Raw genomic sequence first — 25,141 nt, 5'->3', positions numbered from 1 at the left:
GGATGCTACATTGCCCCGTCACCAGAAAAACACCGCACGCTCCATGCCCACACGCCGCCAATCACGATCTTTTTTCACCCTGCGCGCCCTGACCGCCATGCTTGCCTTGAGCGCGGCTGGCTCCGCCGCAGCCGGTGTGTCGTACCGCTTGGACCGCCCGTCCGCGGCCCCAGGCGAGACCGTCACCATCGAGGCCGTGTACTTCAACGAAGGCAGTGCCCGCGCTAATTGGGAAGCGCCGCCGGAACTCGTCTTGCAATGGCGCAGCCAGGACGGCCAGATCGTGCGCAGCCTGGCCAAGCTCGCGGGTGGCCGCGCCAGCTATAGCGTGCCGGTCAATAACTTTGCCCGCATGGCGTGGACTGCCGTCGTGCCCAGTACCGCGCGCGGTCTGCAGGCGGTTTCGATCGAAGGCCAGCCTTCCATGATGGCGCTGGACGCCACCGGCCGCGAAAGCGGCACGCTGGCCAGCACGCCCGCGCAAGGCCCGGTCGTAGATGCGCGCAGCGGCCAGCCCGTGCCGGTTGCCGCGGTGACAGCCGTTGGCGCTTCGCCCGAAGGCGGCCCGGCTCCGGATGCGGCCGTCGTGCCTTCGGTGCAACAGCAAACGGCGTTCGACCGTTTCCGCAGTTCGATCTCGGAATACAAGCCGGTGTACTTTGACATCGGCACCCGCGGGCAAACCACCGCCCGCTTCCAGATCAGCGCCAAATACCGCTTGTTCAGTCCCAGCGGTGATCGTCCGGCAACCTGGGGCGAGAACTTCTACCTGGCCTATACCCAGACTTCGTTGTGGGACTTGCAGGGCGATTCCATGCCCTTCATCGACACCACGTTCAACCCCAGCGCGTTTTGGCTGTCGGACAACATCTGGCAGTCCGCCAACCAGAACTGGCGCTTCGGCATGAATACCGGCGTCGAGCACAACTCCAACGGCAAGGACGGCGTAGACTCCCGGTCGGTCAACGACGGGTACATCGAACCGCGCTTCCACTACCGCTTTGACGGCGGCAGCACGCTGACCTTTGCCCCGAAGGTCAAAGCGTATTTTGGCGTTGCCGACGAAAACCGCGACTACGCCGACTACGCCGGCCGCGTCGACTGGCAACTGCGCTGGGCGCAAGACAATGGCGCGGTGGTGTCCGCCATGTATCGTCAAGGAGATCAAAAGCGCCGCACCACCCAACTGGATTTCGCATGGCCGTTGCAACGCACATGGCTGAACATGAACGGCTATCTGCATTTGCAGTACTTCAATGGGTACGGCGAAACGCTGCTGGGATACAACCAGCGCAACGAATCCCAGTTCCGGATCGGGTTGTCGCTGGTGCCTTGATGGAGGGTTGGGCGGCGCGGGCGGCCTAGTCTTCGACCGCCAGCTCTTCCCAGGCTAGTTCACGCGTACGTTCCAGCGTTGCCGTAACCACGGCCGCAGCTTCGCGTACCGCTTCGGGCAGGTCCTGACCGGTCAGCAGCTTGGCTGTGACACTGGCCATGAATACGTCGCCCGTGCCATGCACGGATGGCGGAATGGCGATCTCGGGGTGGGTCACGATGCTGGCCGCATCTTGCGTTACGACCGCCAATTGCAAAGTGCCCGGCTCCGCCGCCATCGGCGCAGCGCTGGTCACAACGATCCATTGCGGCCCCTCGGCGATGAGCTCACGCGCCGCCGCAACCACTTCATCCATGGACGACAACGGCCGTCCGACCAGTTGTTCCAGTTCAAAGTGATTCGGCGTCATGCCGTCTGCCAAAGGCACCAGCAGGCGCCGGTACTGCGCGACCAGACCTGCGTCTACGTACAGGCCGTCGTTGCGGTCACCCATGACCGGGTCGATATGCACCCGCAGGTCCGGCCGCGCCGCGCGCAGGCCCGGCAGCCAGCGCGCCAGCGATTCGGCCTGACCGGGCTGGCCCAGATATCCGCAAACGACCGCACGCGCCACCTTGGTGACGCCACGTTCGTCCAGGCCCCGCAACAAGCCGTCAAACCACTCCAACGGCACCGCGCCGCCATGCAGCGTGGGATAGTGCGGCGTATTGCTCAGAATGACGGTTGGCACGGCGATGGCGCGCAAGCCCGCGCGGCGAAATACCGGCATGGCGGCGTTATTGCCGACATAGCCATACACAACCTGGGACTGGATTGAAATGATATCCACCTGCGCGGTGTAGGCGGGTAACGCCGCGCCCGTCGAGGGGGCTGCGGGAATTGCGGTCATACGGCGGGCTCCTGACAGGAACGTGGGTGGCACTCCGGCGTGGCGCCGGGTGTGCATCATTCTAGTCCCGCACCGCGCCTTATGCTTCGCCCGACCGGGCCGGCACCAGCCATCCCGCGCCATCGAGCACCGCGTCGGCAATTCCCGACAGATGCGGGGCGTAAGGGTAAGCCACCGACGACACGATCTGGCATTGCGCCAGATGCGGATGCGCGGCGTTCAACAGATACTGGAAGCCGCCGGCCGGAGATGGCACGCGCAACAGCAAGGTGTCGCCGCTGGCCAACCACGCGTTGCCCAGGGCGCGGGTGGCGGGGGTGTCGGTCTGCCAATGCACAGGCGGGCTGGCCTCGCTGATCGCGTGATCCGGCACCATGACTTCCAGCAGAAAATAATGGCGTGGCAAGGCGCTGGGATGCGCGACTTCGGACTGCGCCAGGCGCGCAAACACGGCAGCGGCGGGATGCGAGTCCAGCACCACCACGGGCGCGCCTGCGCCGTGCCATCGCCCTGCCGGCCGCGATCTGGGCTGCAAGTCCTGACTATTGCTCAAGCGCCACAGCGCAATCATGGGCCGTTCCCTTCATCTATGTTGACTAGCCATTGTTCAATCATGGCCGCGTAGCGCCCGTGCTGGCATAACAAGAGAGGCACACGTCCCTGCAAGCAGCGCTTGGGCTGGCTTAACCACCGGTGCGCAAGCTCTCGTTCGCCGAACACCAATTCAGCCAGCCATACCACCCGCAGCGCCCGATACAGGACGCGCAGGTCCGACAGGTCCAGGCCCAGTTCCCGCGCCGGATCTCGCACCCGCCCCATCGTGAGATCGGGCGCCAGATCCGGCACCAGGGGACACCAGCGGCGCAATTCACCGTCAAACGTCTGCCGCAAAGCCTGCAACAGCGCCCCCGCGCGTTGCAGGCTGGCTGGCGGTTCCGCACCGCCCAGCGCCTGCGTTAAACGAGCATCCAGCGTCAGGAAAACAGACGTGCCCGACGGCGGCGATATCGCGTCATGGGGCGCGGGCGACCGACGGTTTGGCCGCAGCCGCGGCTGAGGTTTGTTCAAATGCGGCATTGAGCGCCGCGCCATCGATGCTGACGGTTCCGGCATTCAACAACCCCTCCAGATAGGCTCGTGCGGCCATTTCCTGACGCTGCGTACGCAATGCAGCGCGCAGTTCTTCTTTGACCTGATCAAAGGGCGTAACGCTGGCCGGGCGCAGGTCCGTCAGCTTCAGGATATGAAAGCCCGCCACGGACTGCACCGGCGCAGCCACTTCACCCGCCTTCATTTGCTCGACCACCGGACGCATCTCTGGCGTCAGTTGCGCCAGCGGCACAAAACCGATATCTCCGCCTTCGGCGCGCGTGGTGTCGTCGCGCGAGTAATTCTGAGCCAGGGCCGCGAAGTCCGCCTTGGGCGCTTGCGCGCGCTTGACCAGGTCCAGCGCTTGCTTGCGTGCCGCGGATACAGCGTCGGCATCGCCTAACGCTGCCGGCAGGAAGATCTGGCTGACCCGATACTGCGCCGGCTGCGCCAACTGCGGCTTGGCCCGCTCGTAGGCGGCTTGCAGGTCTGCCTGCGCGGGATAGTCGTCGGGCGCGCGGCTGACGGAAGCCAGATAGCTTTGCACCAGGATACGCTCCTGCGCGGCTTGAAAAGCGCGCTTGAGTTCTGGCTTGTCTTGCCATCCTTGCGCGCGGGCTTGCTCGACCAGCGCCTTTTCGGCAAGCCGGGCGCGCAGCCATTGGTCCAGCCCGGTCCTGTTGCCGCGCAACTGGTCGCGCGCCTCGGGCGGCAGGGCCTGCAACTGAAGCATCAGCTCGTCACGGTCCACCTGCACCGCGCCCAGCGTGGCAATGGCCGGCGCCTTGATGGCTGGGGCCGCAGCAGTGACGGCAGTACTGGTGGGCGCTGCGGCCGCCACCTTGGCCGGCGGGGCCGTTTCGCTGCTTTGCGCATCGTTGCCGCGCATCAGCGCAACCGCACCGGCGAGCACCGCGATCAACAGCACCGCCGCCGTCAGACGTAGCCGGTTAGAGGATTTCAAAGTTGTGGTCATCGTGGGAACCTTGGCATGGCAAGCTGCGGTGAACGAGCAATCTGCGCCCGCCGCAGCTTGCGTGGCGCATTACGCAGCGGCGGTTTCTTCCTGCGGGGTTTCAGCCAGCGAGGCATCATCGGTTTCTGCATCGGCCGCGGCCGATTCATTCGGCGCCGTCGCGTTGGCGCGCAAGAACAGCAGGAATTCCTGCAGCAGGCGATCCCACAGTTCGGTAGTGGCACGCAAATACGTTTCCGACACGCCGCCGGCCACGATCACATCCAGTTCCAGCACCAAGAAAACACCCTGCACCGACAGGCGGGCAAAGCGCTTTTCCACGTTCCAGCGGTCGGCCAGACCCGCAGGCAACTCGCCCTGCACGCGCAGTGCGCAGCTCAACGTGTAGTCCAGATAATCGCCATCCTGCTGCGCCGGATTTCCCATGCGTGCGGCAAAGCCCACGCCCTGGCTGGCGCTCAACAATTGCACCATGCCGTTCTGTTCGGACAGGGTCACGCGGTAGCCCACGGATTGCAGCAGCGCTTGCAGGCGCTCGGCGTTCACTTCTTGAATCAGGCTGGATTCAGTCATATCGGTATTCCTGGAATAGAGAATTAAACAGTCTGGTACAGACTACGGGTTGGACGTTGCAGCAGCTTGACTGCGCGGCGTCTGGGCGTCGTACAGGCGGTCGCCGTACGCTTGCGCCTGCTCTTCAAACTGGACGCGCGCCTTGCCCGCGAAGGGCTGCTTGATCGCCAGAATGTCGCCGGTGCTGATGCGTTCGTAGGCGTTCAGGATCTCTTTGCCGGCCTCGTACATGTCGCGATTTTTCGCCACGCATACTTTGACCTCTTCGTCGCGCTGCGCCAGGTGTTTGGCCAACGCAAGGCGTTCCGCTTCCTTACCGCGCGACAACGTCAACAGCTCGTCATACGCGCCCTTGAACTTGCCCAATTGCGCGTGGCTGGCAGCGACCTGCGCCTGCGCGCTCTCCATCACGGCGCCCTGCTGTTCGGCCAGTTTTTCAGCCTGCCCGCGGCTCTTGGCCAGTTGGGCGCGCAGCGACTCCAGCTCTTTCTGCGCGGTATCGCGCTGCGCCTCGGCGGCCGCCTTAGCCGCGTTGACCTGCGCCTGCTCGCTTTGCAGCTGCTGCAATTGCTGGGTGGTGCTGCGCAGTTGGGCCCGCAGACGTTCCTCCATGCTTTCAGCCTGCGCGCCGCAGGACAGCGACAGGCCCGCGGCGCACAAGGCTACGGCGGCGGCAAACCGCCTGCCGCGCCCTGCCGCGGGCGAGTGCCGGGATTCATCCCATACGATGTGCATGTTCATGGCCTCAGAACCTGGCGTTGATCTCAAACTGCATCGTGTCGATGGCCAAGGGCGGACCGTAGATCTCCTTGGTGCTCATCCAGCGGAAGACGCCGTAAACATTCTTGTCAAATGCGTACCCTGCGCCAATGTAGTAACCGCGAGCATTCGTGCCGCCTTGATGGAACGAAGAATCGTTGAAGGCGTCAGGCAGCGCATCCGGCTGGATGTACTTGTACCCAACAAAGGCCAGCCAATCGCCCTTCTCTTTCAGGTCGTAAGAACGGCCCAGCGTGGCTTGCAGCATCCAGGCGTTGGGGCCGCTTTCGATGCTGCCGTTTTCGCCAAAGTTGTTGACGAAGAACCCTTGCGAACGGCTGGCCATCTTGCTCTTGCTGTAAGCCAGGTTGCGGATGTAGTTGCCGTTGACGCGCAAGCCCAGGCCGTCGAATACGCGGGTGTCCCAGCGCAGGTTCAGGTCCAGCAGGTCAAACTTGGACGCCAGACCCACGTATTGCGGTTGGGGGGTGTCTGCCGGGTTAAGCGGGTTGGGCGCAATATTGCGCAACTGGAACAGCGTGTTGCCCTTCTGCATGAAGGCCGGACGCGACCAGTCGGTATCGCAGTTCTCGTCGCCCGCCCACGGTGAGCAGGAGCTGGAACGCTTACCGGCGATATTGTCGAAGTGGTAGTAGGCCAGCGCGCCGCGCAGGCTGTTCTGCTGGTTGATCTTCCAGTCCGCGCCCACTTGCGCGCCCAGCAGCCACTTGTTCTCGGTGCTGCCTTCGGTCATGGAAGACGAGTTCCAGCCGTTGTTCGCGTATTCCGTGGCAAACGCGCCCAGGGTGCCGAACAAGGTCACGTCGCGGCCTTGCAGCGGGTGCTTGAAAATAGCGGCGACGCCGTCGAAGTTCAGGTCGTTGGAGAACAGGGTATCGGTGGACTCGAACGGATTGCCGATCCGGCCGCCCGTGACGGTGGCCCATTTGGCCGCGCGATACGTCAGGTAGGCTTGATCCAGCCAGATGTCTTTCTTGCCCATGCCGCCGCCCAGCGTCTGGGACGTCGACACCGGGCTGTCGTCGCTGCCCGTGGCCAGACGGATACCCGCTGCCCAATCTTCCGATATCTCGGCGCGCACGCCCAAGCGGGCGCGGATGCGCAACTGGTTGCGGCGGTCTTCGCGCGTGTTCAACATCGGCGGATAGCCGCCGTTGGTGTTGGTATTGACGTCGTACGGGCCTTTGGCATTGAGCTTGGCGAAATCCACGATTTCGTTGCTGTTGCTGCCCGAGTAAAAGCGCGATTCGTCGCGCACGCGCACATCGCCTTCAACCGTGATGCGCGATACCCAGTCAGGGAAGGTGTTGGGCTGCGCCCAGTTTTCTTCCTTGGCCTGCACCATGACTTCGGCTTTGACTTCGTCGCGGATCTGATCGCGCACGGTTTGCGGAATGTAGGGCACGCGCACATCGCCCGCCTGGGCGACGGCCGCGCCCCGGTCCGGGGTCGCCTGGCGCGCGGACTTGGCTTCGGCTTCGGCCTGCGCAACCAGCGCGTCGGCCTGTTCGGGTTTCAGCACGCCTTGCTGCACCAGCAAGCGGATCAAGTTGATGGTGGCGTTTTCGGAAGGCGCTGGTGCGCTGTGCGCCGGCAGCGCGGCGGCGCTCGCCGCGGCCAGCGCCAGCAATGCAGCCAGCCGGTTCAGTTGGAACTTCATTCTCTAGTCACTCCAGGAGCGGTTCTATTCGGAATATCAGGAAGGACGACGGCCGGTCAGCGATGCGCGTATGGGCATGCTGGCCGAGGCCGGCGGACGTTCATCCAGGCCCGGCACGGCGCGCAACGCGGCAACCACGCGCGCGTCCACATCGGCGTCGCCGCTGCCGCGGGTGAGTTCGACCCGCGTGATCTGGCCCGACGCCGTGAGCCAGATGTTGGCTTGCAGACGGAAGGTCAGATTGCGGGTGCGTTCGTCGTCGCGCAGGATCTTTTGCAGCGCATAGGCCAGGTATTGGCTATAGGTGGCGTTCCCAGCACGGCCGCCGCCACCGCCCGACATACCCTTGCCTTGCCCAGCGCCAATGTTGAAAGCGTCGCTGCCAGCCTGCGCATCGCCGTCGATCTGCATCGGGTTGGCCAGATCGTCAGACGGGCGCGGCGGCGCCTCGTCCTGCGGCTTGGGCGGCTCAGGCGTAGGCAGCGGCTCGGGTTCGGGCGTTGCCACGGCTTCTTCTTTGGGCTGCTCGGGCTCCGGCGGTTTCTCGGGCTCGGGCGGCGGCGGAGGTGGCGGCGGCAGCGGGATAATGGCCGTCACCTTGGGCGCATCGCGCCGGACGCCGGACATATCGTTGGCCCAGCGCCAAAGCGCATAGGCCGCCACCATTACCGCCACCGCGACGGCCGCCAGCTTCAGCCAGCGGCGCGCCGGGTGCGGGACGCGCGGGGAATCGGATGCGTGTTGCGGCATGACGTTGGCCTCGGCCCCTATTGCGGCTTGCCGGTAACCAGCCCGACCTGAGCGAGTTCCAGGCGGCGCAGCAGATCCAGCACTTCCACGACCTTCTGGTATTGCACGGCGGCGTCACCGCGCACAATGACCGGGAAGTCGGGGTTCAGCGCTTTCTCCGTGCGCAGCCGGTCTTCCAGCTCGGGCAGAGTGACCGGATAGGCGTCCAGGAAAACCTGGCCGGCGTCGTTGACGGAAATTGCCTTGGTCTTGGGCTGCGACAGGGCCATCGTGGAACTGGCCTTGGGCAGGTTGACCTTGATGCCGGCGATCTGCGCGGTGGCGGTCAGGATGAACATGACCAGCACAACCATCAGCACGTCGACCAGCGGCGTAATGTTGATGCCGTCGACGGGTGCGTCATCATCATCGTCCTGGGAAGCGGATACGGAAGCCATGGATGCTCCTTATGCCTCGGCGGGCGCAGGTTGCGCATCGCGCACGGGCTGGCCGCTGGCCGCCGGCGCGCGCATTGCGGGGTGGTGAGCGGCTTCCTGCGCCTGCGTCTCGCCATGCACTTCGGCCAGACGCGTGACGAATTCATCGACAAACACCCGCATATCAGCGCTGACTTCTTTGTTGCGCGACACCAGGCGGTTGTAGCCAAACAGCGCAGGAATCGCGACGAACAGACCCATGGCCGTAGCCAGCAAGGCGGCCGCCATACCCGGGGCGATGGCGTTGATGTTCACGTCACCAGCCATGGCCGTACCCAGAAACACCACCATGATGCCCAGCACCGTCCCCAGCAGGCCGATATACGGTCCGCCGGCAATCGCGTTGGACAACACGCCCAGCTTGGCGCCCAACGCCTGGTTTTCCTTGGTGCGCACGGCGTCCAGAGATGCGCGGATTGCTTCGATCGTGGCGGCGGAAATCGACGTGGTGTCGGCCCCTTGCGCACGGCGCGTGCGGATTTCATTGATGGCCACGCGGTACAAACGCCACAGCGAGGCGTGTTCCACGCGCTTGGCAAGACCCGCATCATCAGCCAGCAGTTCCAAACGTTGACCAACTTTGGCGAACGATTCGCGGAAGACCTCATTGGCGCGGGCAACACGAGCCACGTTGCGGCTCTTCTTGATCATGATGATCCAGGACTGCACCATCATCAGCACCAGCACGCCGATGATGATCCAGGCGTCGATCGGCACAGCCTTGAGCAGAAAGCCCATGCCGCCAAAACCGAAGCCAGACTGCTCTTCGTCCGCGCCATAAGCCACCAGACGCGACTCGGCGCCTTGCGAACTGGCGTCGGCGTAGATCAGGGCAGCGGGACGCGCGACCTTGGACAAACGCACTTCATCAATCGCGCCAACAAAAGGCGCGTAGACCGGGTGCGGAGCCACGGCGGCTTCAGCCGGAACCGTGCCATCAGCAGCGGGCGCAGCGGCGGGCGCAGGCGCGGCTACCGGTGCAGGCACATCGCCGCCGAGCGCTGCGGTGGTGGCAAGCGGCGGCAGGCTGGCGGCCAACGAGGCCGAAGCGCGGCCATTCACATACAGATTGACCTGGCTGCCATCGGCCGTCACGGCCAGATGCTGCCATGCCGCCGGCGTCAGCGGCTGGCCGGGCTGGCTGCGCTGTCCATTGACCTCAACAAACGGCACGCCTTGGTTGATACCGATCAGCAGCGCGTTGCCGGCATCGCGGCGGGCATAGATCAGCTGTTCGCCAGCGGGTTGGTCGGCACGCACCCAGGCGCTGAACGTGAAAGCGCCCGCAGCCGGAATGGCAAGCGAGGGGCTGGCAGGCAGCATCAGCGGCGTGGCGCCGGCAAATTGCGCGGCACGGCCGATTACGCCATCCACGGCAGCGCCCGTCGGCGTCTGGCCATGATTGCTGTAGGCAGTGGTGTCGCGCGGGGGGGCGCCAGCGGCGCCATCAAAGTGATAGACCAGCGTGTAGTTCGGGTCAAAGGTCAGCTGGCCATTGGCCGACGCGGGCGCCTTCTGGTTGCCGTAGTACATCCAGATATCCTGGCGCTGGCCGTCGGCCACTTCCGGCATATCCACCCACACCAGGGCCATGCCCAGCAAGGGGTCAAAGGCTTCCAGCTGGTGATTCAGCACGGTCTGGTCGTCGGCCGCCACAAAGCGAATGTCGGCGCCTTTTTCGTTGATACCGTCAAAGGTGAAGTTGCCCGTATGCAGGCGCACCAGCAGCGGCGTGCGGCCGGCGGGGCCGCCCAGGGGCATGCCTTGCGGCGTGCTGTCCACGGTGATTTGCTTGCGGTACTGCCAGTCTGGCTGCCACCAGGCATTGGCGGCGGACGGCAATACGCCGGCCAGCACGGTCAGTAGGAGCATCAATAGGCGTTGCATGGTTAGGACTCCGGGATGAATATGTTTTCGCGTGCGCTCAGAAGCTGGCGCGTACGCTGAAGTTCAGGCGAGGATCGTGTTTGCGGGTGTTGGGGCCGTCTTTAAGCGGATACCCCCAGTCCAGGGAACCGGACAGCCAGTCCAGCACTTGCATGCGCGTGCCCAGACCGACGCTGGCCAGCGAGTGGCGGGATTCCTGTTCAGGCAGCGGATCACGCAGGCGCAGCGTTGCGGCGTCCGCAAACGCGTAGAAGCGCCATTCGTTGACATTGCTGCCCAGCCAACGCGCCAGCGACGGCGTGCGCCATTCCACCGAGCCCAGGAAACCATCGTCACCCGTGCGTTCGGCGGCCAGATAACCGCGCACGCTGGTCGCGCCGCCGGCCGAGAACTGCTCGTTGGACACCAGGGCGCCCGACGACAGCTGGAATGAACCACGCAGGCCCAGTTGCCAATCGCCGAACAGGTTGTGCGTGTGCGTACCGTCACCACGCAGCAGCGCAAAGCTGGGGCTGGCGCGATAACGCTTGTCGTCGAATTCCTTCCAGCCGCTGCCTTGATTGAAGAAGGAGCCGCTGGCGCCAACAATGGACAGGCCCAGGCTGCTTTGCGACGACTCGGAATAGCGGTAGCCGTTGTAGCCCAGCGTGAACGGCAGGTACTTGATCGGAATCTCGTCTACGTTCGTGCCGAAACGGGTGGCTTCGTCGAACTTCTTGTAGTCCAGCCCGACCGACAGCGAGTTGTTCCATTCGCCCTGCGGCTCCATCGTGTAGATGGCCGACAAGCCAAAGGAATACCCCTTGCCCAGCACATTGGTGCCGCCGATGGTGGCGACATTGCTGTCGCTCTTGTAGCCCGAGAATTGCAGGCCCCAGCGGCTGGACAGCGGCATGGAGTAGGAGCCGGACCAGACCTTGGCGTTGTCCGTTTCCTGCGGCGCGGTAAAGAACGTCAGGCTGACCGAATGCCCCAACTGCCACAGGTTGTCGTAACCCAGCGACGCCGTGCTGCGCAGACGAGTCGTATCGGCGCTGTAGTCGTTGTTCAGACCCAGGCTGGCATGCCACGGGCTCTTGTCTTCGACTTTCAGGTCCACGTCCATCGTGCCCGGCAGACGGCCTTCCTTGACCAAAGGCACAACCTGGCGGCTGGCGCCCTTGTTCAAACCTGTCAGCTCGGCTTGCGCCTTGTTGAAGTTGGGTACTGCGCCTTCCTGCAAGGCCGGCACTTCGTCGCGGATCGCCAGCGGCGAATAGTGCTTGGCGCCCACCACCCGCACGCGGCCGACTTTGGTCTCGGACACTTGCAGGAAAACGATGCCGTCGGCGACCTGCTGCTCGGGCAAGTCCACATAGACCGACTGGTAGCCGCGTTCCTGGTAGATCGTCTGCAAGGCTTCGCGGGCCGACTCAATATCGGCAAGCGTGCGGTCCGGTCCCAGGTAGGGATAGACGGCGCGTTCGATGTCACGGGCCTCCAGCACGGTGTTGCCGCGCACGATGTACTCGTTGATATTGACGCGGCGGCTGGCCGCGGCGCCTGCCTCGGCGGCGGGCGCCGCTTGCGTCGGCTCGGGCGCCGGCGCCCCTTGCGCCCAGGCCACGTTGATGGCCGCCGTCAGAACCAACGCTTGCGGCGCGCGACGCAATATGGCGCGCGCCGCCCTACCCCTACTTTCGAAATCATGCATAGCGATGCACTCAGTTCCTTGTGTGAAGACCGGCCCGACACCGGCCGCTACCGTGCAGCTCGCTTGCGACATTCCTGTTACGGTTTTGGCCCGCAACCCTGCGCCAACAGCTTCTGCTTGTTACTAGACGTACTGGGAGGGTGAAGACCGCGCGTTGTAAGAAAAACTTCATGAAAAAGATTCGGCGCGGTTTGGGTAGGGGCAGTCTGGCTACGGCAGATGACGCCCGTAGCGTTTGCGGGCGCGAAAAAAAAGGCCGGCAATAGCCGGCCTGGATGACTGCGTGACGGGAGGGTTACTGCGCCAGGAATGCCGAAGACGCAGGGCTCGGTTCTAGTCAACCGCGCCCTGCGTGCTCCTTACATGGCCTCCTGCATCGCCAGCTTGCGCTTTTCCTGCGGGCTCAGACCCCGCATTTCCGCGTCAACCAGCGCGCCGGCGCCCAACACCTGCACCGCGCTTGCGGCGTCGTACTTAGGCGTATCCGTGGCGGCGTTGTTTTGCGGCGCGGGGCTTAGACCCGCAACCGGTTCCTCTCCATACCCCAGGATCTGCACATTGATCACCGACGGCTGGTTCTGCCGCGCCTCGTTTTGCGAGCGCTGGGCAGAATCTTGCGCAGCGTTGACCGCCGAGGCCGCCGCAGCGCTGGCCGACGACAACGCGCCGGTATTGACGGAAGCCGTCACCGGTACGCCGACGCTTTCGCCCTGCGCCTTGATGTTGGCCGCGTTCACCACCTGCATGGCTGCGATGTTGACGTTGCCAGAGCCACGGACACCGGCCTCGCCCGCATCAATGGTGCCCAGCGGCGCGTACAGATCCACGTCACCCGGCGGCACTTCAGGCAGCGGCGCCAGCGTGGCAATGCCCGCGCCGGTGCTGGGTGCGTTGGGTGACAGCGTCACGTTGCCCACTGCATCATAGACGCGCTTGGGCGGCGTATACAGCACGGTGGTCTTGGAGCCCCGGCCCGCGTTGATATCGCCTTGCGCCGACCAGGCGGTAATACCGCCGCCAAAGGTGGTCATCACCCGGCTCTGACCCAGCAGAATGCTACCCAGCGCATAGAGCTGGATATTGCCCTCGCCTTGCGTGATGATGCCGGCCGTGGCGGGCGGCGCAACGCCTTCAACGCCGAACACCTGCTTGCCGCCCGGCGTCATCAACTGGATATCGCCGCCAAAGCTGCTGCGAATACCTGCCGGGCCATACAAGGTGATATCGCCCTGATACGCGCCCGGCGCCGTTTCCGGGAACAGCACGGCGATGGCCTGACGGCCCCGTAAATAGCTGCCGTTACGCGGGCTGGTCTTGTCGTTGTATTCCCGGCCTCCTGACCGCAGCTCGGCAAAATACACCTGCCGGGCGAAGACACGTTGCTGCTCGGCAGGCAAGGCGGCAAAGTAGGCACGCGCGTCGTCCGTGTTGCCCGTAAAGCCGTAGCGTTGCGTCAGCCACAGCAGCAGCTCGGTGTCATAGGTCTTGAACGCCAGCCCTTGATCCACCAGCGGACGGCTGGGATCGGCAGCGTTCGCCGGTTCCAGATAGCGCTTCAGGAAACCCGCATAGTCCGGCCCGTTCGCGCCCACCCCCGCTTGCACGGCGATCGACGCGCCCGGACGGCGGTCGCCAGGCATCACTGCGCCCAGGCTGGTGATGGATGCGCGATCCGCCATCAGCACATTACGGCCTGCGGACACCTCCAGAGTCCCGGGGCCTGCAACCTGGAACGAGCTATACAGAATGTCGCGGCCCGCCGACACTCGCGACACATCCAGCGCGTCGCGATGCAGGAACAGATTGCCCGTTGACGTCGCCGACGCGCCGCTGCCGCCAAAGTTGAAACCGGAGGTGGTGGGAATTTCAGTGAATGTCCCCGTGTTGGTGCCTGAAGCCACGATATCGCGGCCCGCCATCATCCAGACCGGACCCGACGCCTCGTACCAGGTTTGCCCCAGGTTAGGGCCCTGCGTAATCAACAGGGCTTCGCCCGTGCGCAATCCGACAATATCTCCGTCGCGGGCATACAGACGCGTGACCGCATTGGAACTGGCCGGGCTTGCCGTCAGTGCGTTGAAGTAGAACAGCGGGAAGTGGGTATAACGATCACCAGCGACGCCGTTGGCGCCTTTATTGCTCAGAGCCGTATTCGAGTTGGCTTCCGAAAGGTATCCCGCAAAAGCCGGCGTCCGGACATTGGCCACGCTGGCCGGGTCCGCGCCCGACCGGTTGATGGCGTATCCGCCCGCGTAGATCGACTCGCCTGCCAGTATTTCCAACTGGCCGCGCGCGCCCGGCGCCAGCGTCAGCGAGTAGGGCAGGCCCGACGCCTCGGTATTCAGATAACCTGCGGACACACCCGCGTACACGCTGCCGTCGTAAGCGGTTGCTCGCAGGATAGAGGGATAGAGATAGCGGGCATCAGACGCCGACGTGTTGCGCCCCGTCTGCACCGCCAGTCCCTGCGCGCTATGAGATGTCTGGCGGCTGGGCGTCAGATTGCCGCCCGCGCTATTGAGCTCAATAGCCGTGTTCTCCGTCCACATCGAGAACCAGCTATAGCCGCCGCCGGTCCGCACCGTGCCGTCAGGCATACGGTACGGTGTGCTGTTCGGCAACGCCACACGGCCGGGGTCGCTGGCGCCGCCCACGACGAGATCGCCGCGCGTATCCAGACGGATGACCGCGTCGCCGGGAATCAGCACTATGCCGCCCGTGGCGCTGGCCTGCGTGGAGACGTAAGGATCGTAGCCGCGGCTGTCCTTCGCATCCTGTTGAGTGGATTCGTTGCCGTACCGCAGATCCAGCCCGCCGACCGCACCGCCCGACAACTGAACGTGGCCGCGCAGGTTGATCAACGCCCCTTGCAAGTCCAAGGCAGGTTCGCCGTAATACGGCGTGGGTCCGTTCACCGACGACACCAACCCGCGTGCGCTTTGTGTGGGATTCACGCCGCCACCGACGCGGATGTCGATATCACCGCCGCCCGTCAGCGTCATGCTGCCGTCAGCCGCAACGCGGCCGGTGCTACCCACAGCCACAATCAGACCCTGACTGCGTGGGTTTTTGATCGAACCGCGCGACTCGATATTGCCGGCATCGCCATCCACACGCACGCTGATGTTGCCACCGCCAAGCGCGCCAAAACCTGTAAAGCCGGTCATCACAGGCGTGTTGTCCTTGAATGCCGACGGCGCGCGCGTATAGGTTCCAAAGTTGATCCACCAGGCCGTCGGCGTATCGCCGCCGTTGGCGCTGCCTGTCCCTTGGCGCCACAGCCAATTGCCAATTCCGACACTGGGGTCCAGCACCCGCGAGTCATAATTGCCGCCAGTCGTCTTGCCCCACACGTCGCCGCGCAAAGCGCCTCCGGTGTACAGGCTGAGGTTGCCGCCGGCCTCCGGGTACCACGCCTGATAACCCGTGCCAGCCGCCACAAAGGGTTCGTACGTCGTTGTGTGGTCGTCACCCAGCACGTTGCTGGTATAGCGGCCGCGCGGCAGTTGATAGGCTGACGCCACGCCAGCGGATTGCGTGCCCGCCGTGTAGACGCCGTAGGCCGACATCAGGCTGATATCGCCGCCCGCCGCCAGATTCAGGTCGCCGGTGCCGGTACGCAATACGCTGAAGTTCTGCGCGTGGCTTGTCACCGAAGTACCTCCGCTACTGTCCACCATGCATAGCTCTGGCATTACGTCGCACAGCCAAACAATATCGTCCGGCACCGGCGTGCCGGGTTCATAGCCAGAGCTTTCAGCGTCAGGGCTCCATACCAGGCCACCGCCCGCCGCCAGACTGGCGTTGTAGTGCGTGTCCGCCAGCGTCAGCTTGCCCGCGTTCGCCCCCGTCAACACGCGGCGGGAATCTGCCGCGTCCATATCGGCGCCCGCCACCAATTGCAGTGACCAGGACTGGCTACCCGCAGGCAGCATCTGCGCCACCGCCCAATTGCGCCGCTGATCCGCAGCCGTGCCTGGGCGCAGTTCGTAATAGTCCGTGCCTTGCGGGAATACCAGCTTGGTCTGCGATGGAATCAGCGCGCCCTGCTTGAGTGTGATGGTGCCCGCCATCAGCAGCACGTTCGGCTCATAACCCTGCGTGGTGTGCAGGTTGGGCAAGGCGACGTTGGCGGGCCAGGTGAACGCCTGCAAGGACGTACCTGCGGTCAGCAAGGTGCCTGCGCCCAAAAGCGCGCCGGCCGGCAGGACCACCGCTTGTTTAAGAATGCTGCCTGCGGCATACAACAGTTGGCCGGACGAGTCGCGCACGTCGCCCGCAAGCACCGTGCCCGCAGCCAGCGGCAACTCCTGATTCAGCGCGGCCTGGACCGGAAGCCGGGTGCCTGCCGCCAGCGTTGTCGCCTGCAAAGGCAACGGATAGTTCAGCGTCTTGCCGCCAGGAAACTCAGTACCGTCGGCCAGTTGCACCCCGCCACGCGGCAACACCACGTCGCCGCCAAACGGTTGAGCGCCGGGCGTCAGTATCCAGCCGTGCTCATCGTCCGGCGTAGCCGAAGGCGGCGCAAATCCATCGTTGATGCTGCCATACACATCCAGATTGCCTTTGGCGCGTATCGTCAGCGCGCCTGCCTCGCCAGAACCATAGGCCGAGGTCACGGGCGAATGCGGATTCACGCTGGCGTACCGGTAGCCCGACAAGTCCAGATCGCCTTGCACGACCAGATCGCCATCACCCGTCTTGCTAACAATTTCGACTCCCGGCCGCAGATGGAACACATCGCGGTAGGTGGCATTGTTCAGCCCTGCCAGCTTGCCGTTCATCAAAGTGCCATTGACCAGAGCGTTGCCGATGAACGCCGTGCTGTCGTCGTGCAAGGTTTTCAGATACGCCTGATCAATGATCTGATATTGGCGGCCGTTCGCGCGATCGGCTGGATCGCCAGTACGCGCATCGTCATAGCGCTGCGTGGCAATGAGCGCGATGGATTTCGCGCCGTCTATCACCACCGGCCCGCGAGCCTCGACAGCAATATCGCCATAGTTGGCGGCGGAGCCGGCAATACCGCTGCCATTCATGCCCGCATTGCCTGCGGCGTCGATACGCGGCGCCAGCAAGTCCAGAGTGCCGCGCGACGCGCCGTCGTGCTGCCCTGCGCCTGCGCCCAGCGTGGCCGAGGTGCCATGACGCAGGTCGATGCGCGCGCCATTGGCCAAGGTCAACACGCCCCGGCCAGAATTCAGTTCCACCACGGCGCGGTTGGATGCGTCAATGATCTTGCCGTAGCTGTCCACACGCAACACGGTGCCATGGGCATCCAGCACGCCATTGGACGCCACCGTCAGCCCGTCACGCGCGGCCAGTCGAATACGGCCCACGCGCTCACCGCTGGCATCCACCAGGCCGGCAACGGTCAGGCTGCCGCTATCGATCGACACATTGATGTCGTTGGCTCGCAGCGTGCTGCCTATGGCCAGGTTGCCTTGTTTGATCTGGAAGCTGCGCGCACCCGTCACGCCACCGTCATTCAAGCGCTGGTTCAGGGCATCGAAATCGGTGCTCAGGGCGCCGGGCGCACCCAGGCGCTGCGCACGGATATCGATGCTGCCGGCGCGGTAAGGCACGGTAGTGCCGCCCGCATCGTAATACCCCGAGCTGACGCCCTGGATGCGGCCTTGCAGATCCACCACACCCGCCGTGGCAGACAGGGCATCCGCTCGCAGACTGCCTGCATTGTTTTCCTGCGCAGACAGATTGATCAGCGCGCCGCCTTCTTGCCGGATGCTGCCCTGGATGCTCTCCAGGATCACATCGCCGCCCCAGCTGAAGCGCAGCGCATCGTTAAATGCGATGACCCGGCCCGATACATCCACCTGCGATGCGCTCGCCAGCACCACGCTATCGCGGCCTTGCAACGTGAGCTTGCCGCTGGGCAGCACAATCTTGCCATCGACTCGAACGTTCGCCCCTGCAAGGCTCACCTCCGCCCCCAGGTCCTGCACTATTGGCGTTTGCACTCCCGGCATTGCAGCCACAAGCACGTCGCCGCCCGCCGTCATACGATTGACGGAGCCCGCCCCTCCGGTCAGCAAAGGCGTGTTCAGATTCAGGTTGCCGCCGCGGTAGGCGTAGCTGCCCGTAGCGCTGTCGAACGCGCCTTGCGATTGATATACGGCCAGGCTGCCGCGATGGTTCGAGGTAATACGGTCGCTGGCGTTCAGATTCACGCTGGCAAAGCCAAGCGCCAACCGGGCGTTGTCGTCCAGGCCGCTGGGCTGCGCGCCTTGGGCATAACCGAATTCGATCCGTTCGGCGTCGATGCGCAGCGTGCCCCGGCCAGTGCCTGGCCCGTCCGCCACCACGGCGCCCGGCGCCTGCGTCGCGCCGTTCCAGATCAGGTTTTGAGTACGAATGCTGGCCTCGTCGCCCGCCTCGCCGTAGCCGTAGATGGCGGGCGTACCCAGTGCCAGCGTGGCCAGGCTGTATTTGCCGGTGACCGGATCACGCGTATCGAGCGCAACCGTGCCATAGAAGTTCATGGAGTCGCGGGCGGTCAGCGTCAACACTTCCAGCGCGGGCGCGCCTACGCTGGTATCACCGCGCAGCAAGCGGCCCAAGATGTCTTGATTCAACGTCAGCCCGCTGGGCAGAATCCCGAGCGCGGCCGCTTGCGCCAGCGCATCGGCGGTGCCCGCATTCACGGCGCCAACCGCCAGCGCCAGGTTGCGAGTGCCGTAGCGCACCTGCTCGCCCAGATCAAACGCGCCATCGGTGGCGGCGGCGATGGTGCCTTCCGAGTACAGACGCGTCACGCCTTGGCAGGGCTGCGCTGCGCACGTTCCGATGCGAATCGCGCCGGATGCCTGCGCGCTCGGCGCCAACACATCCAGACGGCCATTCGATACGGCCAGCAGGCTGCTGGAGCCGGGTTGGAACGCATAGCCGCTGGACGAATCCACTGACGGCACGCCTTGGCCCAAGGTTGAAATCCCGGCGCCAGCCTCAAGTTCGATCGTTCGCGAGGAGATCAACACTTCTGGCCCGGTCAGTTGCGCCCCGGCCCGCATCACTACCTCATTCGCGGCGGCCTGGAAGGTATAGAAGCGCCCGCCCTGCCCGTACGTCACAACCGGCAAGGCGCCGATCACGAGCCGGCTCGCCCCCAGCGCTGTCAACGCATCCGCCTGCACCGAAATACCTGCGAAACCTGCCGTGGGCGACTGGCCTGCCGCCAGGATCTCTACCGTCGAGCTTCCTCCGTTTAGCGCCACCGCCCCGCCGAAACCGCCCTTTGCGGCCTTGAAATCCGCCAGGCCCTCAAAGCGCAGCGCTTGCGCATCCTCGGAACCTGGGTGGATGGCCAGCCGCAACGTGCGCGCATCTGCGGGCAGCATGGCGCGCGGCACGCCGCGCGTCACGGCGTCGGCCGCCACGAAGTTGGCGTAGCTCATCTCGTTGTATTGCGACAAGGTGCGCAACACATTGGCCGGCGTCAGAATGACCGAACTGGCCAGGCTATTCACCACGTTGGTGCCCGAGCGGGACAGCGTGCCGCTGGACGCCCACGATTGATTGCGCATCTGCATCGGCGTCACGGCCGCGCCGGCGGCCGCGCTGCCATTGATCTCGACGCGGAACGCGCCAGGCAGCAAAGCGTAGGTAGAGGGCATCAAGGTGTAGGTGCCTGCTGGCAATCCGGGCACGCCCGCGCCCAGCGTGATCTGCTGGCCCACGGCAGATGCCGACGCGCCTACCTCGCCGCCCACCGGCGCATAGGCCGGCTGCGCGCCCGGCACAATGGCGTAGACCGGGTTGCTAGCCAATCCAGGCAAGGTAAAGCCGCCTTTGGGATTCATGCGAACCAGCGGCGCGTAACGCGCATCGACAGAGCCGCCACGGCCAGCAACAAACCCCGCACCGGTCAGTTCACCACCGCCCGCCAAATCCAGTACCGAGCCGGCAAGCGCATCTACATCGCGGAAGCCCAGCGTAATGCCCGTCCGCAGGAAGGCAGCCCCGTCCAGGCCAAGTGCGCCGCCCACGCCAACCAAGGAGACGTCCGCTCCCTTGAATTTATAGGACACGCCGTCAGTGGTACCGCCATACGGCATCACCAGACCGGCGCCGCTGACGGATGTAACGCTGCCCGGCAACAAGGTCAGGCGTTTGGTGCCCATCAACAGCCCCATGTCGCCCAGCACAATCGCGCCCAAGGGGGCTCGCAATACGCCGCCTTGTTCCACTGTGGCTGCGGCCAGACGCAGTTGTCCGAATGCCGAATACGGCACCGGAGGCAAAGCGTCCGTTGCGCCCGGGTGCCGGCCCACTCGCAATGTGCGATCCGGATCGAAGATCTGAGTGCCGCCCGCCGTGCGCATATAGCCCGCAAGCACTTCCGCCTCGGCGCCAGTCGTCGGATAGATCTGCGCGGCGATCAGGTCCAGGTCACCTCGGGTCCAAACCCTGGTGCGCGGCTCGTTATCGTTTTGGGCTAAAAAGCGCAGGTCCCCCCCGCTACTCAGCGTCACCCGGTCAAACCCCGAACGGGCCACGGACAGCAGCCCGCCCACACTGCGGTTGATCGTGCCCTGCGTACCGAAAGACAAGCTGTTGCCGATTTCAAGCAGGTTTCCAGCCTGCACGGTAAGCGCGCCTGCCCCCACCTCGGCTGCATCACCGAACAACACGCGCGGCCGCAGCACACCGTTGGTGGCGGCGTATTTACCCATGCCTGACAAGCGCACATACGATGCCGCCAGGTGCGCGCTGGTTTGCGCGTCGGCATCTGGCGCCAGCGAATAGGCGCCGGCATACAGCCGCAGACTTTGCGGCACGGCAACGTTGACATCGCCGTCGAAAGATATCAAGCCGTTGGACAGCAGCCCCAGATGATCAAAGCCGCCGCCCGCCAAGAGGCGCGTGGTATCCAGCCGGGTCTGTCCGTAACGCAGGCCGCTTGCGGCCTCGCCCGGCTTCAGGTCCGAGCCCAAGGCGGCGCCGCCTGCCCCCGATGCAAGCACCAGCTCGCGCGGCACCTGCACGTCCACGCTGGCAAGGTGGTCGCCCCAGGTTCGGTACAAGGGCGATTCCAGCGCGATGTCCAACGTGCCGCCCGACGCATTCGCGCCGCCTGCGCGCGCAATGAACGTGCCGTCCAGGTGCAAGCCGTTGTACGAGCTTAGCGAGATTCTCCCGCCATCACGATTCAGCTGGACAGGACCCACACCGTTCACATCCACGACCGCCCCAGCGCCAGACGCATCCAGCACAGCGCCCGGCCGGACGATCACATACGCATCGGCAGACGTCGCGGTTGCCCGGTCATGATTGATTTCACCGCCAATCACGATGACGCCACCGGTGTCCGCCAGACCATAACGGCGGCCGTCCTTGTCCACGCCTGTTTCCGCACGCCCGGCCACGTTCAGCACGGCCTGCTCGCCAATCCAGATCGACCGGTTATGGACCTCGCCAACGGCGGTCTCAAAGGACTCGGCCACATCGAGCTCGCCCACACGCACTTGGCGGATATCGATCTTGCCGCCCGCCGCCGTCAACGCGCCCAACACCGTGATCTGGCCCGCTCCGCGCAACTGAATGGATTGGCCTGGGTCCACATTCACCTGTGCGCCGCTGCCCACCTTCAACTCTGCATCGGTGTCGACGCCCATCGCGGCAAGGTTGCGGCCGCTTTGCAGCGACAGACTGGCGCCGCGCCGCTGCGTCACCGTTCCTGCCACGGAGTCGTGCTGATAAACAGACGGCAGCCAGGCCTGCAAGGCCGCGGACGGTTCCGTGCCAGTCAGCAAACCGGCGGCCCCAGGTACGGGCTGATAGACCGGCATCAAGACGTCAATGCGGGCGTTGTCGGCCACCGCCAAGCCTTGAAGGCCGGTCAGTTGATAGCGCGAATATCCCTGTTGAAAGAAGGGCGTCGCCAAGGCCAGCACACCCTCTGCCACATCCGCTTGCTCGCCACCCAGGATTATTTTCTTTGCCGTGACGGCCAGCGTTCCGCCGCCGTTCACGCCATAACCACGCAGCTCGGCCCCAAGGCTCAGTGTGCCGCTCTCTCCTGTGCTTGCCGCAACGGTTTCAATCGTCGTGTTGCCGCCCTTGCCGCCCGTCAACTTGTTCTTGGCCCCCAACGCCGCGCCCGAACTGACGTCAATCACGCTGCCCGCATCCAGGCTGACATCTCCGCTGCCGCGTATGGAAACCGAGCCTCCATTCAAGTAAGGCAAGCCTGCGGTCCGCTCCGGCGACGCGGCAAGATTGGTCCACATGCCCGCTGCGTTCAAACGCGCACGAGACGTCAGCGCCAGCCCTTCCCCCTCTGCGCTGACGCCGGCATAGACGTCGCCTGCGCCCGAGGCTGCCGCCTGATTCAACACATTGCCCAACCGGATGCTGCCTGCGCGCGCGGTCAGCGTGGCATCCACCGTTACCCTGTCCGCGAACAGCGTGATGTCGCCTGCGGGCGCTACAGCCAGATCGGACTGCACCTTGATGTCTTGGGCAGCTATCTTGATCGTGCCCAGCCCGAAGCTATTCAGCAAGGCCGTATCCAGATGCAGGATGCCTGCCCGGTCCTCGGGTAGCGCGGTACTCAGATCCAGACCCGCAGCAATGGCGGCCACTTGATCGGACAGCAGCACTTGCTGGATCGTATCGTCGGACCGTCCCAACGCATATTGCAGCGCGCCCGTGCTCTTGACGTAGTAAGGCGTATAGGTGCCTACCACCAGTTGCGCACCGCGTGCCGCCGCCCGTTGCGATTGCTGATAGCCGTCCAGGCCGGCCTGCGCGGCAGCGCTTTGGCGCTCGCCCTGGTAAGTCTGGCCAAGCAACTCGCCTTCCAGCACGGCGCTTTTTGTGCCGATGACCAATCTGCCGGCATCTCGGCCCACCGTGTAACCGGTCTCGAAACGTTCCTGCGGCGCAATCAGCGGATTGTAGAAATAGCGTGTCTGGCCCCAGCGCTCGCTATGCGCCTCGTAACCCTTGTACAGACCGGTGTAGGCCAGATCACCAGGCGCTCTGGACACGTCGTATAGCCGGCCGTCCGCGCCGCGCAGCCACGTCTGCCGGATCATGCCGTCCTGCACATCCAGCGTGCCGCCCGATACGTTGATCTGCGAACCGGCGCGCGTCACGACATCGCCGCCAGTGAATTCCACATTGCCGCCCTGGGCCATCCATTCATTGACGGCGTGGCCTTGCGTACCCAGATAGCCGCTGACTTCCAGCAAACCGCCTGCGGTGTACCAGCGGTCGGAGGCATATCCATTCGTGCCCGCTGGCACCAGCACCAGATCGCGCAGATCGACCCAGACATCGTTGTTGTTCAGCTTGCCGCCATCACGATTGATCGGCGCATCGCGCTGCTCGTTGCCCTGTACGTTGATCTTGATGTTGTTGTTTTCCATGGCGACCGGCACACCCACCGCGCCCGCCACATCCAGAACCGCACCCTCACGCACCAAGCTGCGCTGCGCCGCCTGAACCACGATCTGCCCGCCAGTGGCCAGCGTGATGGAACCCGCCGAAAAGTCGACGGTGCCCGTACTGTAGATTTCAACCCGGGACAGCTCACGCCGGTCAGCGCCTGCGGGCATCAGGGCCGAATCAGTTTGCGCACCCAACGGCACGCGCAAGCCATCGCGCTGGCTGTCCAGAGCCAAAGCGCCGCTGCGATCCAGCAAGATGGCCGTCGTGCTGCCTTCCGACATAGTGATCTTGCCGGCCTTGCCCGTCGCATTCAAATGCACCGTGCCACGCGTGTCCACCGACGTGCTCGACAGCAATACACCGCTCTGCACCACGTCCGCGCCGGCCAACGTCACGTCGCCCGTGGCCGCCTGGATCAGACCCGTGTTCACTACCTTGCCGGCCGTGCCCGCAGGAGTGACCTCGTTGCCCTTGGTCGTGGACGACAAATTGCCTGATGTGCCTTGGCCGCGCTTGATCACAAAGCTATCGCCAGCTGCAAGCAAAGCTTGGCCGCCCGGCGTGTTGATCGAGCCAGCATTCGTGGCTTCCTTGCCCAACAGCAACACATAACCGCCGCCCGTGGTGGAAGTCGTGGATGCCGCTGTCTGGATCAACGCGCCGGCCTGGACTTCCACTCCGCCCATCGCCGCCTGGAAGGTCGGTTGCGCGCCGTTATCAACGTACAAGCCTTTTTCGCGAAATTGCGCGTCACTGATGGTGCCCGCAGCCGCGACCAGATTACGCACGTTGACCTGGCTCGTGCCCGTGAAAATGACGCCGTTCTGGTTCACCACCAGCACGGTGCCATCGGCCTTGATCGCACCTTGGATCTGGCTGGGCTTGGCGGAAGCGCCCACCACTCGGTTCAGCACGGCATCGTCCGCGCCCTGCTTGAACTGCACGGTCGTGTTGCGGCCGACGTTAAAGGTGTCCCAATTCAGGATGGCGCGCGATTGCGTCTGTTCGATGGTGACGGTCTGGCGGCCGCCTTCGGTGCCGGGTTTGGCCGCCTTGGCGCCCTCCCATTTGGCTTGCGCGCCTTGGGCCGCCCACAGGCCGCCCTCTACCAGCCCGTCCGGCACGTCGCTGCCACTGGCAGCCGCCGCTGCGGCGCGCGCCGCGGACTGGGCGGCCTGTTGCGCCGCCACCGCAGCCGCCGTGCGATTCAGGTTGTCCAGCGAACGCTGCAATTGCTGGCGCGACTGCTGTTGCTGCCGCGCGCTGTTGCCAATACCGGCCAGACTGCCATCGGGCATTCGCCCCGTGCGCTGGGCGGTCGATTGCACGGCATTCTTGTCGGAAAACCAGCCAGGACTGAAAGCGCGAGACTGCGCGTGGGCCGCCCCGCTGGCGCTACCCGCGATCAACAGTGCCGTCACCGCCTGGGACAGTGGTGTCGGACGCCACTGCGGACGTCCACGCCCCGGCGTGCGCGCCTTGAATTTCTTGCCACCCATTCCCGACATCTGTGCCTGCATGATCGCCATCCCTTGTTCCAATCGCGCGTGTTCGTCACCTAGAACAAGACAGACGGATGGAAAAATGCCGACCAGAACCCTGTCACAAATAATTCATCAA

At 64.6% G+C, this 25,141-nt stretch carries 13 protein-coding genes; 1 reads left to right on the top strand and 12 read right to left on the bottom strand.

What is annotated here, in order from left to right:
* Positions 1–43 precede the first annotated feature (43 nt).
* The gene (locus RAS12_RS00225) at positions 44–1,336 is read left to right on the top strand and encodes a phospholipase A (protein WP_306944313.1); all 1,293 of its coding nucleotides are present in this window, start codon (positions 44–46) and stop codon (positions 1,334–1,336) included.
* Between the two features lie 25 nt (positions 1,337–1,361).
* Here the strand turns inward: RAS12_RS00225 and pdxK are convergent, their stop codons facing one another.
* The 12 genes from pdxK to RAS12_RS00165 form a co-directional block, all read right to left on the bottom strand.
* Positions 1,362–2,225: a pyridoxine/pyridoxal/pyridoxamine kinase gene (pdxK, locus tag RAS12_RS00220; protein WP_306944311.1), complete on the bottom strand. Its 864-nt coding sequence runs from the start codon at positions 2,223–2,225 to the stop codon at positions 1,362–1,364.
* 79 nt (positions 2,226–2,304) lie between these two features.
* Positions 2,305–2,796: an RES family NAD+ phosphorylase gene (locus RAS12_RS00215; protein WP_306944310.1), complete on the bottom strand. Its 492-nt coding sequence runs from the start codon at positions 2,794–2,796 to the stop codon at positions 2,305–2,307.
* Positions 2,793–3,302: an MbcA/ParS/Xre antitoxin family protein gene (locus RAS12_RS00210; protein WP_306944308.1), complete on the bottom strand. Its 510-nt coding sequence runs from the start codon at positions 3,300–3,302 to the stop codon at positions 2,793–2,795. Before RAS12_RS00210 ends, RAS12_RS00215 begins: the two co-directional genes overlap by 4 nt.
* Positions 3,238–4,290 carry a peptidylprolyl isomerase gene (locus RAS12_RS00205; RefSeq protein ID WP_306944306.1) on the bottom strand — a complete coding sequence of 351 codons (1,053 nt, stop codon included), beginning with the start codon at positions 4,288–4,290 and terminating at the stop codon, positions 3,238–3,240. Before RAS12_RS00205 ends, RAS12_RS00210 begins: the two co-directional genes overlap by 65 nt.
* Positions 4,291–4,359: 69 nt before the next feature.
* Positions 4,360–4,863, bottom strand: coding sequence for a YbjN domain-containing protein (locus tag RAS12_RS00200; RefSeq protein ID WP_306944304.1), 504 nt, complete (start codon positions 4,861–4,863; stop codon positions 4,360–4,362).
* Positions 4,864–4,905: 42 nt separating this feature from the next.
* The gene (locus RAS12_RS00195) at positions 4,906–5,604 is read right to left on the bottom strand and encodes a DNA repair protein (RefSeq protein WP_306944303.1); all 699 of its coding nucleotides are present in this window, start codon (positions 5,602–5,604) and stop codon (positions 4,906–4,908) included.
* 4 nt (positions 5,605–5,608) lie between these two features.
* Positions 5,609–7,303 carry a putative porin gene (locus RAS12_RS00190; protein ID WP_306944301.1) on the bottom strand — a complete coding sequence of 565 codons (1,695 nt, stop codon included), beginning with the start codon at positions 7,301–7,303 and terminating at the stop codon, positions 5,609–5,611.
* A 36-nt stretch (positions 7,304–7,339) separates the two neighbouring features.
* Positions 7,340–8,053 (bottom strand): TonB C-terminal domain-containing protein, encoded by a 714-nt coding sequence (locus tag RAS12_RS00185; protein WP_306944299.1) that lies wholly within the window; start codon positions 8,051–8,053, stop codon positions 7,340–7,342.
* Between the two features lie 17 nt (positions 8,054–8,070).
* Positions 8,071–8,490 (bottom strand): ExbD/TolR family protein, encoded by a 420-nt coding sequence (locus RAS12_RS00180; RefSeq protein ID WP_006222018.1) that lies wholly within the window; start codon positions 8,488–8,490, stop codon positions 8,071–8,073.
* Between the two features lie 9 nt (positions 8,491–8,499).
* Positions 8,500–10,416 carry a DUF2341 domain-containing protein gene (locus RAS12_RS00175; RefSeq protein ID WP_306944293.1) on the bottom strand — a complete coding sequence of 639 codons (1,917 nt, stop codon included), beginning with the start codon at positions 10,414–10,416 and terminating at the stop codon, positions 8,500–8,502.
* 37 nt (positions 10,417–10,453) lie between these two features.
* On the bottom strand, positions 10,454–12,109 hold the full coding sequence (locus RAS12_RS00170; RefSeq protein ID WP_306944291.1) for a ShlB/FhaC/HecB family hemolysin secretion/activation protein: 1,656 nt from the start codon (positions 12,107–12,109) through the stop codon (positions 10,454–10,456).
* 359 nt (positions 12,110–12,468) lie between these two features.
* A complete protein-coding gene (locus RAS12_RS00165; protein ID WP_306944288.1) occupies positions 12,469–25,050 on the bottom strand; it encodes a filamentous hemagglutinin family protein in 12,582 nt (4,193 codons plus the stop codon).
* Positions 25,051–25,141 lie beyond the last annotated feature (91 nt).

Source organism: Achromobacter seleniivolatilans, assembly GCF_030864005.1.
GTDB classification, from domain to species: domain Bacteria; phylum Pseudomonadota; class Gammaproteobacteria; order Burkholderiales; family Burkholderiaceae_B; genus Achromobacter; species Achromobacter seleniivolatilans.
The sequence above is the reverse complement of the archived record's forward strand: the minus strand, read 5'-3'. Positions and strand labels throughout refer to the sequence as shown.

Coding starts and splice junctions, on each gene's coding strand:
- RAS12_RS00225 (WP_306944313.1), top strand. CDS start 44: ATGCCCACACGCCGCCAATCACGATCTTTTTTCACCCTGCGCGCCCTG.
- pdxK (WP_306944311.1), bottom strand. CDS start 2,225: ATGACCGCAATTCCCGCAGCCCCCTCGACGGGCGCGGCGTTACCCGCC.
- RAS12_RS00215 (WP_306944310.1), bottom strand. CDS start 2,796: ATGATTGCGCTGTGGCGCTTGAGCAATAGTCAGGACTTGCAGCCCAGA.
- RAS12_RS00210 (WP_306944308.1), bottom strand. CDS start 3,302: ATGCCGCATTTGAACAAACCTCAGCCGCGGCTGCGGCCAAACCGTCGG.
- RAS12_RS00205 (WP_306944306.1), bottom strand. CDS start 4,290: ATGACCACAACTTTGAAATCCTCTAACCGGCTACGTCTGACGGCGGCG.
- RAS12_RS00200 (WP_306944304.1), bottom strand. CDS start 4,863: ATGACTGAATCCAGCCTGATTCAAGAAGTGAACGCCGAGCGCCTGCAA.
- RAS12_RS00195 (WP_306944303.1), bottom strand. CDS start 5,604: ATGAACATGCACATCGTATGGGATGAATCCCGGCACTCGCCCGCGGCA.
- RAS12_RS00190 (WP_306944301.1), bottom strand. CDS start 7,303: ATGAAGTTCCAACTGAACCGGCTGGCTGCATTGCTGGCGCTGGCCGCG.
- RAS12_RS00185 (WP_306944299.1), bottom strand. CDS start 8,053: ATGCCGCAACACGCATCCGATTCCCCGCGCGTCCCGCACCCGGCGCGC.
- RAS12_RS00180 (WP_006222018.1), bottom strand. CDS start 8,490: ATGGCTTCCGTATCCGCTTCCCAGGACGATGATGATGACGCACCCGTC.
- RAS12_RS00175 (WP_306944293.1), bottom strand. CDS start 10,416: ATGCAACGCCTATTGATGCTCCTACTGACCGTGCTGGCCGGCGTATTG.
- RAS12_RS00170 (WP_306944291.1), bottom strand. CDS start 12,109: ATGCATGATTTCGAAAGTAGGGGTAGGGCGGCGCGCGCCATATTGCGT.
- RAS12_RS00165 (WP_306944288.1), bottom strand. CDS start 25,050: ATGGCGATCATGCAGGCACAGATGTCGGGAATGGGTGGCAAGAAATTC.